Source organism: Vibrio cholerae, assembly GCF_008369605.1.
Lineage (GTDB): Bacteria > Pseudomonadota > Gammaproteobacteria > Enterobacterales > Vibrionaceae > Vibrio > Vibrio cholerae.
The window spans coordinates 798,398-811,507 of sequence record NZ_CP043556.1 but is presented as its reverse complement, the minus strand read 5'-3'; the positions used below and the strand labels follow the sequence as shown (position 1 = coordinate 811,507).

The 13,110-nt window shown below is 48.9% G+C and carries 9 protein-coding genes; 3 read left to right on the top strand and 6 right to left on the bottom strand.

Annotation, left to right across the window (positions count from 1 at the left end; translation table 11 throughout):
• Positions 1-22: 22 nt before the first annotated feature.
• Both F0316_RS17685 and F0316_RS17680 read right to left on the bottom strand, forming a co-directional pair.
• Entirely contained in the window at positions 23-1,351 is a 1,329-nt protein-coding gene (locus F0316_RS17685; protein ID WP_172626080.1) for a ferredoxin reductase family protein, read from the bottom strand.
• Between the two features lie 111 nt (positions 1,352-1,462).
• Complete coding sequence (locus tag F0316_RS17680) at positions 1,463-2,491, bottom strand: LacI family DNA-binding transcriptional regulator (RefSeq protein WP_002021247.1); 1,029 nt, start codon at positions 2,489-2,491, stop codon at positions 1,463-1,465.
• 249 nt (positions 2,492-2,740) lie between these two features.
• Here F0316_RS17680 and F0316_RS17675 point away from each other — a divergent pair, with 249 nt between their 5' ends.
• The 3 genes from F0316_RS17675 to F0316_RS17665 are packed head-to-tail and all read left to right on the top strand — an operon-like array spanning position 2,741 to position 4,788.
• Positions 2,741-3,184: a PTS sugar transporter subunit IIA gene (locus F0316_RS17675; protein WP_000947727.1), complete on the top strand. Its 444-nt coding sequence runs from the start codon at positions 2,741-2,743 to the stop codon at positions 3,182-3,184.
• A gap of 50 nt (positions 3,185-3,234) precedes the next feature.
• Positions 3,235-3,522 carry a PTS sugar transporter subunit IIB gene (locus F0316_RS17670; protein WP_000700030.1) on the top strand — a complete coding sequence of 96 codons (288 nt, stop codon included), beginning with the start codon at positions 3,235-3,237 and terminating at the stop codon, positions 3,520-3,522.
• A 9-nt stretch (positions 3,523-3,531) separates the two neighbouring features.
• Entirely contained in the window at positions 3,532-4,788 is a 1,257-nt protein-coding gene (locus F0316_RS17665) for a PTS ascorbate transporter subunit IIC (protein ID WP_000394153.1), read from the top strand.
• Positions 4,789-4,869: 81 nt separating this feature from the next.
• On the opposite strand, the gene def is transcribed toward F0316_RS17665, so the two are convergent.
• The 4 genes from def to F0316_RS17645 all read right to left on the bottom strand — a co-directional run bounded on the left by def (position 4,870) and on the right by F0316_RS17645 (position 12,991).
• Positions 4,870-5,376 carry a peptide deformylase gene (def, locus tag F0316_RS17660; RefSeq protein WP_000279461.1) on the bottom strand — a complete coding sequence of 169 codons (507 nt, stop codon included), beginning with the start codon at positions 5,374-5,376 and terminating at the stop codon, positions 4,870-4,872.
• 150 nt (positions 5,377-5,526) lie between these two features.
• Positions 5,527-9,270 (bottom strand): M66 family metalloprotease, encoded by a 3,744-nt coding sequence (locus F0316_RS17655; RefSeq protein ID WP_149560770.1) that lies wholly within the window; start codon positions 9,268-9,270, stop codon positions 5,527-5,529.
• A gap of 371 nt (positions 9,271-9,641) precedes the next feature.
• Positions 9,642-10,853 carry an L-2-hydroxyglutarate oxidase gene (gene lhgO / locus F0316_RS17650; RefSeq protein WP_148498293.1) on the bottom strand — a complete coding sequence of 404 codons (1,212 nt, stop codon included), beginning with the start codon at positions 10,851-10,853 and terminating at the stop codon, positions 9,642-9,644.
• Positions 10,850-12,991, bottom strand: coding sequence for a TRAP transporter permease (locus F0316_RS17645; protein WP_149560769.1), 2,142 nt, complete (start codon positions 12,989-12,991; stop codon positions 10,850-10,852). The genes lhgO and F0316_RS17645 overlap by 4 nt, the downstream gene beginning before the upstream one ends.
• Positions 12,992-13,110 lie beyond the last annotated feature (119 nt).

The window sequence follows — 13,110 nt, the reverse complement described above, 5'->3', positions numbered from 1 at the left end:
ATCACTCATCTGTTCGAAAGCCCTAGCGCATCACGAATTGTTCTTCATGAAACTGGCGTGACAGATCCACTTGGTAAGGTTTAAGCGCTTTTTTCAGACTATTGGAAAATGCGATTGGCCCACAGAAATAGATTTCGAAACGGCTTAAATCTCCACATCGGCGCGCAATGTCATCTGCTGACAGACGAGGATCAACGCTAGAATCTATAATGGTTAATGAAACCCCAGCCAACTGCGCTTTGTGGCGAAGTTCTGCGCACAAATTCGGATCAATTTGATGGCAACAGAAAAACAGATGTACTGGGTGTGCTCTCTCCGTCATTAACCAGTCGAGTCCAGCCATAAATGGCGCAATCCCAACGCCACCACCGATCCAAATCTGAGGTTGCTGAGTCGAAAAATCAAACTTGCCATAAGGGCCTTCGACTTCCAAAGACTTTCCGTTTTGTAAGCGCTGATGCAGCCCCGTTGTAAAATCACCCAGCTCTTTAATCAAAAAGCGAAGTTGGGAGCCCTGATGAGCACAGGCGATAGTGAACGGATGTGGTTCTTCACCGGCAAACTTTAAGTACGCAAACTGCCCAGCCTTGTGACCTCGCCACGGCTTATCTAACTGAATCGTTAAATCCAAGGTTTTACTCTGCGAACAGTAATGAAACGCCTCAACATGAGCAGGATAGCGAGACTGCCGACCAACCAAACCCAGCAGACTATATAATGCAGCCCAGGAGCCTACGAGGATAAACAGCAGAGTCAGCCAGTAGATGGGCTCACCCCAATAGGCCTTTTTGAGCAAAACAATAGCGTGAAATGCAACGGCTAAATAAACAACGGCCATCATACGATGAGTGAAACGGAACGGTTTGTATTTAATGGCCGACCAAAGAGAAATAGCCAGCAGACCAATTAATGCATAAAAGCCCCATTCGCCGATTTCCATCGCCAACGGTTTGGCCTCTTTCAGCCATAAAGCCAGACCGGACAGGTTGCCATGTGGGCCAGAACCGTTAAGGCGTGCGGGTTTCGTCAGCAATTCAAGTGAGATGAGCCACTTAGGAAGATGGTCAGCAAGCCAATGGAAGATCCCAAGTAAGAGCGCAGAGATCCCGAGCCATTTATGAATGCGATAGCCTTTGTCTATTCCTTGTGTCCATTGTTCTATCAAGGGTAAACGTAACGCTAACAGCATCGATAGCGACATCAACATGAGTGCCAAAATACCGGAGAACTGCACTAAACCTGATCGCCACTGAAATAAGTTTGTTGACCCAAACAGTGTAGGTTCAGCCTGTACCCATAACAGAGTGACGATGCCAACCATTACCCAGAGAGTGTATTTAACCCTGCTCATAACCCAATTCCACTTTATCAATAAGGTTATTTTAAAGTAACAAACCTAATGTAAAGCGCTGTCGCAGAAGGGTAAAGTTGAGTAAAGACCCCAAACGATTTTGATAACAGGTTATTTGATGAGTGTGCTGGCGCGACGTTTTAACTGAAAGCCCAAGTTCGTCACAGCTTCAAATCGATCACCTTTGATGGCATGAAGTAATTTTTCTGCGGCTCGGTTTCCCATCTTTTCATAGTCATATTCAGCACAACTCAAACTTGGGAAAGCATGCTCAGCCATACTTGAACCTTCCAAGCTGATGATCGCTATATCACTAGGCACTTTGAGCACTCGGCGATGGCATTCAAATAATGCACCAATCGCAATCTCTTCATGGCTGCACACTAAAGCATCGAGTGACGAATCTCTTAGCAACAATTTCGCCAAGCCTTCAGCCCCAAGTTGCGCCGATGGCGCTTCATGCGTAGTAAGAAAATGGTCAGGAGTGAGATAACTTTCAATCATGGCACTTTGCCAACCATGCAGTTTTTTTTGCAGTGTAGAGTGATTGCCTCTTGCTCCAATAAAACCAATATTTTTAAAACCTTGCTCAATAAGGTGACGAGTACACAATTTGCCCACCTCAAAATAATCGACGCCAATATTCATGTATCGCGCGGCACTGTTTAACTCCGCAATTTCTAACACATGGGCATTGGTCGAACTGAGCAATTGATGCGTGCGTTCACTATGGTGACTACCAAAAAGAACCACACCGGCAGGACGATCTTCCAAAAAAGTACAGAGCAGTTTTTCTTCCTGCTCAACCGAATAACCACTGTAGCCAAGCAAAAGCTGATAGCCCGCTTTATTGAGCGTGTGCTGAAAGTTTGGCAAAAAATGGGCACACGATTTCTCTACCAATGATGGCAGTATTAAGGCTATAGAGTAACTTTCGGCGGAAGCCAAAGCACCAGCGGCTTTGTTTGGGATATAACCCAGTTCATCAACGACTTGCTGAATTTTTTCTCTGAGTTTTTCTGAAACCAGATCCGGCGTTCTTAACGCGCGTGAAACGGTCATCGTGCCCACCCCCGCCTGTTTGGCGACATCAGCTAGGGTGACATTTCCTGTGCTTCTTCTTTTGCGAGTTTCGCTCATTTCTACTTTGGCTATTTGACTGGATTTCAGGCTGCGGCATCTTACCACAACGTGGGAATGAGCATGAGTGTAACGCATCCAAGTTTAAAGCCATCATACGAAAACCCTTGGATATCCTGAAATGATAGCGCTATCACAAATAATGATAGCGCTATCAGTTAGCGCTACCATTTGTGATCAATATCGGCTTTTCCTGACAAGATCATCGTTAGAGTAGCGCCATCAAAAATGACAAGTTGGAAAACGTTAATGTTAAGTGAACTGATTACCTCAGACGTGATTCGCATCTACCCCAACGCAGCAGATTGGAAAGATGCGGTGCAGAAATCCTGTCAGGCACTGATCGATAACGGTGCCGTAGAGCCACGTTATGTGGATGCCATTTTTCGTTCTCACGAAGAGTTAGGTCCTTACTACGTTGTAGGGCCCAGCATGGCAATGCCCCACGCCAGACCAGAAGATGGTGTGAACCGCTTATCTCTGGCAATCACTGTGATCCAACAAGGTGTCCACTTCGATTCTGAAGGTAATGACCCGGTCAAAATGTTGGTAACGCTTGCAGCAACCGATAGCGAGAGCCATGTAGGCGCTATCGCTCAACTTGCTGAGCTGTTTATGAATGAAGAGCATGTAGAGCAAATCTGCAATGCTCAAACCATCGAAGATGTCCTTGCGGTCATCAAAAACTATTAACTCCTGTTTATCCCCCTACTGAAATACAAGAAAACAAAAGGTACAGAATGATGAAAATTATGGTTGTTTGCGGACATGGTTTGGGCACCAGCCTAATGATGGAAATGAGCATTAAGGCTATCGTAAAAGATCTCAATGTGGATGCGGTGGTCGATCATATTGACCTGGGCAGCGCGAAAGGCACGGATTGCGATATTTTTATCGGCACCAACGATATTACCGACCAACTCAAGTCCCTTGGAGTCACACCTAAGATTGTGAGCTTGGCGAACATGGTTGACAAAGTCGCGATGAAAGAGCGTTTGTCTACGGCACTTCAAGAGTTGGGCGCACTGTAAGGGGGCGTTATGGAATTTTTCAATTTCTTAATGAATGACGTTCTATCCGAACCTGCGGTTTTGGTGGGACTGATTGCGCTGATCGGTTTGATCGCGCAGAAAAAACCTGTCACCGAATGCATTAAAGGCACGGTCAAAACCATTCTGGGTTTTATCATTCTTGGAGCTGGTGCTGGCCTTGTGGTGAGTTCGCTCGGTGATTTCGCCACTATTTTCCAGCAAGCCTTCGGCATTACCGGTGTGGTACCAAACAACGAAGCGATTGTCTCGATTGCCCAAGAAGCGTTTGGTAAAGAGATGGCAATGATTATGTTCTTCGCCATGTTGGTAAATATTCTGATTGCTCGTTTAACCCCTTGGAAATTCATTTTCCTGACCGGTCATCACACGCTGTTTATGTCGATGATGGTTGCCGCGATCCTTTCTTCTAGCGGTATGAGTGGTGTACCTCTGATTGCTTTGGGTTCATTGGTCGTTGGCTCTGTGATGGTGTTCTTCCCTGCTATTGCTCATAAATACATGAAGCAGGTAACTGGCTCTGATGATGTCGCGATCGGCCACTTCTCAACCCTTTCTTATGTGCTGGCGGGCTTTATTGGCAGTAAATTTGGTAACAAAGCACACTCAACTGAAGAAATGGACGTACCTAAAGGTCTGCTGTTCCTGCGTGATACACCGGTAGCAATTTCCTTCACTATGGGCATCATCTTTATGGTGACTTGTTTGTTCGCGGGCGGTGATTTTGTACGCGAAGTGAGTGGCGGCAAACACTGGTTTATGTTCGCGCTGATGCAATCCATCACTTTTGCTGGCGGCGTGTATGTCATATTACAAGGTGTGCGTATGGTGATTGCCGAAATCGTCCCGGCGTTTAAAGGCATCTCAGACAAACTGGTTCCTAATGCCAAGCCTGCACTCGACTGCCCTGTTGTATTCCCATACGCACCAAATGCAGTGTTGGTCGGTTTCCTATCTAGTTTTGCCGCAGGTTTGCTAGGTATGTTCTTGCTGTACGTAATGGGTTTAACTGTGATTATTCCCGGTGTAGTGCCTCACTTCTTCGTGGGTGCGGCGGCAGGTGTATTTGGTAACGCCACTGGCGGTCGCCGTGGTGCAATCCTAGGGGCTTTTGCCCAAGGTCTGCTGATCACCTTCCTACCTGTCTTCCTGATGCCAGTACTGGGTGATCTGGGCTTTGCGAATACCACCTTCAGTGATGCTGACTTTGGTGCTGTGGGTATTTTGCTGGGCTTGATTGTTCGCTAAACGACTCACTCAAACAAAGATCAAAAAGGCCGCCCGTTATACAGGCGGCCTTTCTATTTTGAAACAATAGGTATGTGGTGATTAACGTGCGCGATTCTTCACATGTTTTTTGACTTTTTTCATCGCCATTTGCTGTTTCAGTGGTGAGAGATAGTCGATAAACAGATTGCCAGAAAGATGGTCAATTTCGTGTTGCATGACAATGGCAAGGAAATCGCTCGTTTCGATGCGCAGTGGCTTACCCTCACGATCCAGCGCTTCCACCACGACAGAAGTATAACGCTCCACGTCCGCGTAGTAGTCTGGCACCGATAGGCAACCTTCTTGGCCCATCTCTTTATTGCTGCCACTGACCACTTTTGGGTTGATCAGCACAAGTGGCTGGTCACGATTATCTGACAAATCAATCACCACAATCGCTTCTTCGCGGCCCACTTGCGGCGCTGCTAGACCAATACCGTTGTCCGTGGCGTACAGGGTATCAAGCAGGTCGTCAATTAAGGTTTGTACTGAGGCCACATCCGTGACCTGTTTGGATTGAACACGAAGTCTTGGATCGGGTGCAGTAAGAATCTCTAGAACAGCCATGGTTTCCTTGGAGCATTAGTTGAATAAAAATAACGCGGCGTAAGATAGTATTTTCTCTCCCAGTTGTAAACCAAGGCCGATAGTTGCAAAAACAATGTTTGGCGAAAAAATAAAGCCAGTCGTTTGACTGGCTTTGAGCTTGAGCGAGGTTTAAAACTGGCCGAGATATTCCCAGTGTCCATTGGTTGGATTGGGATCGGTTGGGTAAGGGAAATAACCGTATTTCGTCACTTTTAAGCGGTAATAGTGGTAGCCACCTCTAAACGCATATTGATAAATATCGTTCACGTTGCCACGCTGGCCATCACTGCCCCACACGCCCATTGCATCTTGTTGATACCATTCGAGCAGTGCACGTTCAAAGCTCGCCAAGTCACGATTTAGCTCAGAAAGATAAGCTTGAATGGTGCTGTCACTGCCAAGGAAGTACCAATCTTGGTTTGAGTCGCCATGGATTGGGAATGCCTCCCCTTCGCCCGGACGTTTTTGGATGAAGTAATGGTCTTCCCCCTCAATTTGACCAACAAACACTGCGTTATAAGCGTTGTCCCACGTGGTTGAGGTGCGTTCATCCCATGTCAGCAAGCGTGATACACCAAAGTAGCTTTGCACACGTGCTTCAACGCTCACACCCTCGGCTCTGTTGAGCTTGATTGGGTTGAAAGCAAAGTTAATGTGGTCATCTGCCGAGCCAAGGTATTTCCAACCTTGATCACTGGTTTGGTCGGTCGGGAACGCCCCAGCTTCAAGCGTGCGCATCACAAAGTAGTCGCGCGTGCCCGTTTCTGGATTCGGGTAAACATACAACGCCCCCGCACGGCGCTCCGCTTTCGTCACACCATTGTTGAGCACGCCGCGCCCATAGTGTTCGGCCACAAAGGCATCAAACTCAGCGATGGTCGCAAAATCCGTGTTCAGCAAAGTCTGGTTCTGGGCGAAGGTTTTCGTCATATCGATGACTTGGCTGTAACCGTATTCCTGACCGATGATGATTGGACCTTTGAGCTTATCCAGCGGCGGATTCTGATCTGGCGTGAAACGTGTCAGCGTTGAAGTACCGTTAAAGTCACTACAGCTCAAACTCACTTGGGTAGGTACACCTTTTTCCATCGATAAGTTAACGTGGAACTTGTTACTTTCGGTCGATTTATGACGATTGCCATCCAGTGCGATGTGGGTTGAACCATTGCGATGTTCCACCACTAACTCACAACGACGTTGAGAAGCTAAGGTTCTCGACAACACTTCGCTATTACGAATTGCATAGCTCCAAACGCGACCTTCAGCGTTATTTTTCACGCCTTCGACTTGCTCACAGCGGCCATTGCGAACAAAACCTGCTCCGTCATGACTACCGTTATTGTGCGGCTTGTTTAGAGTACACAGTTGCACTTCTCCAATCTCCGCATTCGGAGTGTAGGTGGCATTACCTGCACCAAATTGTGAAAGTAACTCATACTGCCCTACTGGCGAATCGATCTGATAATCGTTATACCAGCGCATATCTCGGCTACCTTCACACACGTTACGCTGTGCATTTAAGCCGCCAACAAACGTCGCGCTTTGACCATTGGTATTGGTGTAATCAAAGCGGCAAATTGGCAGTTGTTGCCCATCAATCAATAACGTCTGCCATTGGTTGTATTGGATTTCGGCTTGAGTGAGATCCCCGGCTGCTTGCCAACCTTCTAGCTGATACTCACCTTGCTCTGGCTGTGGCAGTTCAAACACGTTGCCATAATTTGAATAAACCAGAGGATAGATTTGGCTAGGGTTCTCATTCTGCGGATCGTAAATCCCCAATAAGGTCACTACCGGCACACCCACTTGCTGGGGTTTGGGTGTATCCGTTTCGACGGCTTTATAACGTTGCGTCGCCTGATCCCATTGCACATAGCCGCTTGGGCTGTGGCTATCTAGGTTGAAGCCGTTGTTCATCCAACGCTGTGCTTTGCGCGACTGAGCCGGATGCTCCAAGGTAAAGCGGCTGATGGTGCCAACGTACTCTTGCTCTCCGCCATTTTGCGCATCACGTAAGAAACGGAAGGCATCTTTAAACGGTGGCACAATATCATCACCTTGCTGTTGAGTATAAACATCGCCTTTCCAGTGTAAGTTACCAATAAAGCGTTGGTGGAATGCATCCCACCCCCAACCGGACTCCAGATCGTGAATCGAGGCCATGTATGGCCAATGACCTAAACCATAGTTATGCCCAAGCTCATGAGACCACTCGTTACCGGTCGTCGCTTCCAGTGTCACGATGCCGCCGCCACCACTGCCGCCATGCACGACGACTTGCGGTAAATCCGTGTCTTTTTTGGTGTAGATGCCCACGTTGGTATGGGCAGTGATGTGGTTAAAACGTCGATTGTACTGCTGCGAATAACCCGCACTGCTCACAATACCAACATTGGCATTATTGATACCCGTAGAGACCATGGCTTTACCGATCGCTTCACGCATATCACCGCTGTGCCAACCGCCCGTACTTGCGCTCTTATCGGTATACACCACACCGTTTGGCATGGTCACGACTGGGAAATGCGCTGGCGTATAATCGGCCATCACCAGTTTAGAGGCAGGAATTTTCTGGAAATAATCCGCCGCAAGCGTAGGCAAGTTTTGGATCATGGTGTTGCGATCCCGCGGTGGCATTAACATGCCGATATCGATGTTCTGGATCACCAACTCAGGCGCACCGCCAAACTGGATTTCACCTTGGCTGAGCACACCCTCACGGCCTAAGTTGTCAGTCAGGCGCAGCGATAGTCCCGGCTTCATCCAATCCCATTGCAGGGGCAATGACCATGCAAGATGCGAAAACACCACTTTCATGCGGCCATTCTCTGGCTGATCCGACGCAGCCAGAGCGCTTGGCGGCAGCATCAAGGTGGTTTGCACTACTTCGCCATCGAGGAACACTTCGGCGCGGACTTGGTTAATCTCCTCACCTTGCTGCGGCGTAAACAGCAGCATCGCTTCACGGTTCATGATCGCATCGAGATGGCCTTGCCCTGTCAGTTCGTTACCCTTGGGCGCAACCGAAGTATGGGTTTGCGTGATGCTCAACCCGCCTTCTAAACTGCCTTGCAAATGGTTCGGGGTTGGGATCTCATCAGCAAAACCAACTCGATCTTCCTGAGTCGTGAAGCGCACCACTTTCGGCTCAGCGCAATCGACCTGATTGCAAGAACTTAAGGCAATTTCATACTGGGTTTCTGGCTTAAGCCCACCCACAAAGAAACCCGCAGAAACATGGTCATAACGTCGAACATCACTGTGATCACTGAGGTTAGTGACCGTGAGTGTCACTGAGTCCGTTTCGTTTTGCCCAAGCCAGTCAAATGACACACCGACATCAGACAGGCTCGAAACGGTTAACGAGCGAATCTCTGGCTTTACTAACGCACCGCAATCATTGGTTTCGGTGCGATAGATGACATCGCGCTCCCAAATGTAGCTGCCATCGGCACGCTTAGAGCCGTGTGACGCAGGAATGTATTCAATAAAGCAGCCTTGCTCGTCTGATTCGTAAACACCAAATTCGCGGCTCATGAGATAAAAACCGCCGTCATACATCATGAATTCCCAACTCTGATCGACAAAGTCAATCACGTTGCGATAAGGCGTATCATCGCCGCCTTGATAAGGTAGAAAAGGGAACTGCAGATCATTTTTGTAGCTCAGGCGATAGTCCGTCCCTTTGTAACGGATCCAGCGTTCGCCATTGCGCTCAAACACCCCTTCTCCGCGTTCGGCCATCGCTTTAATCGATTCTAGCCGCTCAACGGTTTTTTCGCCGATCTGCACTAGCGTGAGCTCATGTTGCGCCCACGCCGATGTGCTTTCCAATAGCCCAGCTATCAGAAGCGTTAATGGTTTCTTGTTCATGGTTGGATTTCTCATTTTGTTTTTCTTGTGGTTAGCGTGCGTGATGCGACCTGAATTTCGGCCGCAGTAACCCTCGAAACCTAGGGTATTCACACCACAATAGGTTCCGGACATAGACAACCGAGTTACGGATTTATTATTAGTTACCGAATGGCATTTCGGTAGAATCGCTGCTTCCACAACGAGATAAGGGTTCCAACTCTGTGAAGATGGCTTCTTGGAAATGAGACTCCGTGCCAAAAAATATGCAAATGATTACACATAAAATCAGCAAATAGTTACACAACAATCAATTAAAGATTATGATATATAAGTACTTTACAATTCGAGGTGAAGAAGATGCCCACCTTCATTGATGGGCATTGAGAGGCTCAAGCAAGCGATTTTTCCGCGATTTTGTCGCACAGATATTCGCCGATTGGCATTGCGGAAGTGGCCGCTGGAGAAGGCGCGTTACACACATGCAAACTGCGCGGACTTTCGGCAAACAGAAAATCGTGCACTAGCGTACCATCACTTAATACCGCTTGGGCACGAATGCCTGCAGGGTAAGGCTCAAGATCGGTCAGTTCGATACTTGGGCAGTATTTACGTACCAACTGTAAGTAGCCCGCTTTCCACCATGAGTTTTTCATTTCGACCATGCCCGTTTTAAAGTGCTTGGTACTCACTTTCCAAAAGCCGGGGAAGCGAACCATCTCCCACACATCGCGTAGGCTGACATTCCATTTACCATAACCTTCACGCTTAAAGCCTTGAACGGCATTGGGGCCAACGGTCACGCTGCCATCAATCATGCGGGTTAAATGTACGCCGAGAAACGGCAATTCAGGATCCGGAATCGGGTAGATAAGATGACGCACCACTTGGTTATGCTTGAGTGCCAAACGGTAGTATTCGCCACGATAAGGGATGATCTGAAAATCGGTCGGCAAACCGAGCATCTTGGTTAAGCGATCGGCCATTAAGCCTGAACAGGTGACCAGAAATTTGGCCTGATAACTCACGCGTTGGTTCTTCTGTTGGCAAGTTAGCGTGACCGAGGATGGCGTTTCTTCCAAGCCCACCACTTCCGTGCCTATTTTCACATCCCCACCCAACTGCATAAAGGCTTCGGCCATTTTCTCAGTCACCAGACGATAATTGACGATACTGGTCGCTTTCACCAAGATCGCCCCCAAGCCACGAATATTGGGCTCCGCCAGCTTCAACTGCACGGCATCCAGTTTTTCAACGTCGATCTGATTTTGTAAGCAGCGATCATAGAGTGCGTGCATGCGTTCGAGTTCTTGCTCATTGGTGGCCACCAGTAACTTGCCGCAGTTTTCCACTGGAATCTTGTGCTGCGCGCAAAACGCCAAAGTGCGTTCGACTCCGCGTTTACAAAAATCAGCCTTCAAACTACCGGGAGCATAATAAACCCCCGCATGGATCACCCCGCTGTTGTGACCAGTTTGATGGCGGGAGAATCCCACCTCTTTCTCAATCAACAGCACCGATTTTTCCGGATAACGCTGTTTCAGTTGCCAAGCCGTGGAGACACCGACAATCCCACCACCAACAATCACGTAATCATAAGTCATGCGGATTTTGCTCCCCGTACTGCGCTGTGGGCACGCTCAACACGCGCTGCCGTTTTTCCAGAGTAGATAAAGATAGCGATAAACAGCGCCACACAGACTAAACGGATCCAAATCGGCAAATTTGGCCACACCAGCAGCACACCGATCACCGCCAGCAGCAAACGCCATAAGAGATTTAGCTGCCCTTCCAGATAGCCTTCAATCGCGCCAATCATGGCGTAAGTGCCAAAAATCGCGAAGATACCGATGGTGACAACCGTGGTCGCATCCCAACTGATGAGTTGGGTATAGGCAATCAACACGGGAACCAAATACAAGCCTTTAGCAATTTTCCACGCGGTAAATCCGGTGCGCATCGGCGGGGTTTTGGCGATGGTGGCCGCGGCAAATGCCGTCAAACACACCGGTGGCGTCACGTTACTGTCTTGCGAGAGCCAGAAGATAATAAGGTGCGCCGAAAGCAGAGCCAGACCAATCGCTTCTAACCCTAAGCTTTGTTGTAACAAGGTTTCCACAAAATCCGCGGGCACAAGGCTAATCAGCTCATGGGCTTTTTCCGCCGCCATGGGCGCATTGAGCAAACTGAGTTGATCCGGTGCCGCCAGCATGAAAATCGCTTTGGCTTGTTCCGGTAATTGCCCCGAAACCATCAAATCCACCAACTGGCTTTCGGCCAGCAGTTTGTAAAGCGCAGGAGCCGAAAGAGTACCCAGCACAATGTACGCCGCCGTTACTGGCAGCCCCATACCAAGCACCAAAGAAGCCAAAGTGATCAACACCAGCATGGTCAGCAGATCGCCATTTGCCCAGTTGTTGATCATCAATGAGAAGGTATTGCCGATGCCCGTTGTGCTAATCACGTTAATCACCAAGCCGATACCGACCAGCAATACCGCGGTAGTCGCCATGTTTTTCGCCCCTTGCTCCAACGCTTCAATGATCGCTTTAGGCCCCATTTTGTGATTTTTGGAAAACCACGAAGCAACAATCACCGACAGAATCGACAAGCCCGCCGCGTACGTTGGAGTAAAACCGACTACCAATAACGTCACTAACACGGCAAGTGGGATCAAGTTATGCCAACCCGACAGCAGCACTTTCATAAACGGCTCTTGGCTCGTAGTGACAATCTGTACGCCCATGCGTTTGGCTTCAATCCGCACGAAAAACGCAACGGAAAGGAAATAGATAAGTGCCGGAATAAACGACACCGCAACAATATCCACATACGGAATTTGCGTGTACGACGCCATGATGAACGCGCCTGCGCCCATCACCGGCGGCATGAGTTGCCCACCCGTTGAAGCTGCGGCCTCTACCCCTGCGGCGAAACGTGCGGGAAAGCCCGCTTTCTTCATCATGGGAATGGTAATAACGCCCGTAGAGACCGTGTTCGCGACACTGGATCCAGACACCGACCCCATCAAACCCGAAGCCAGTACAGCAATAAAACCGGGGCCCCCCACCACTTTACCTGCCGCAGCGCGTGACACATCCATGATGTAATCGCCAACACCAGAGCGCACTAAGAAGGCACCAAACAGGATGAACATGAACACGAAGCTCCAGCTTATCGCTGCAATCGAACCAAACATGCCTTCCGAGGAATAGAAACTGCGATACAGCAGGGTTTCGGCACTTAAGCCGGGGAAATGGAAAATGCCGCCGGCCCATTTGCCCCAGACCGAAACATAGGTCAGACAGATCAAAATCAACGTGGGGATAAACCAACCCATGGTGCGGCGGATCATCTCCATCACAATCAAGATCGCGAGAATTGAGAACACCCAATCGCTGGTGACAAATTTCACGCCGCGCTCATAGAGTGCATCTTCCGCCAGCATCAAATAGATCAAACATGCCAGTGCCAGCAGCGCTAACAACACATCAAACGCCAGCGCAACTTTGCTCTCACGCCAACGAGGTAAGGCGGGATACCACAGCGCGCAAATCATCGCGAACCCCGCGAAGTGGATGGCCGAAATCCATAATTCTGACCAAGTGGATAACGTATTAAACCAAATGTGCGCCAGTGACAGCAGCACACACAGTACGGAAATCGTGCGCGTTACCCAGCTAAAACGGGTACGGGTCGGCACTTCGAACTTTTCCAGTTCTTGTTCTACTGAATTGCTCATTGCGTTACTCCAACAGCGAGACAACTAAGCCATATCCCCGCGCGAAGCGGCCGTATTGCAACCACTTCCAGCGGTTTGGGGATAGACGAAGAAAACAGAGATGCCCTTTCTTTATTTGT

Excerpts from the sequence above, each read along its gene's own strand:
- F0316_RS17670 (WP_000700030.1), top strand. The coding sequence starts at position 3,235 with ATGAAAATTATGGTTGTTTGCGGACATGGTTTGGGCACCAGCCTAATG.
- F0316_RS17655 (WP_149560770.1), bottom strand. The coding sequence starts at position 9,270 with ATGAACAAGAAACCATTAACGCTTCTGATAGCTGGGCTATTGGAAAGC.
- F0316_RS17645 (WP_149560769.1), bottom strand. The coding sequence starts at position 12,991 with ATGAGCAATTCAGTAGAACAAGAACTGGAAAAGTTCGAAGTGCCGACC.
- F0316_RS17675 (WP_000947727.1), top strand. The coding sequence starts at position 2,741 with ATGTTAAGTGAACTGATTACCTCAGACGTGATTCGCATCTACCCCAAC.
- F0316_RS17665 (WP_000394153.1), top strand. The coding sequence starts at position 3,532 with ATGGAATTTTTCAATTTCTTAATGAATGACGTTCTATCCGAACCTGCG.
- def (WP_000279461.1), bottom strand. The coding sequence starts at position 5,376 with ATGGCTGTTCTAGAGATTCTTACTGCACCCGATCCAAGACTTCGTGTT.
- F0316_RS17680 (WP_002021247.1), bottom strand. The coding sequence starts at position 2,491 with ATGAGCGAAACTCGCAAAAGAAGAAGCACAGGAAATGTCACCCTAGCT.
- lhgO (WP_148498293.1), bottom strand. The coding sequence starts at position 10,853 with ATGACTTATGATTACGTGATTGTTGGTGGTGGGATTGTCGGTGTCTCC.
- F0316_RS17685 (WP_172626080.1), bottom strand. The coding sequence starts at position 1,351 with ATGAGCAGGGTTAAATACACTCTCTGGGTAATGGTTGGCATCGTCACT.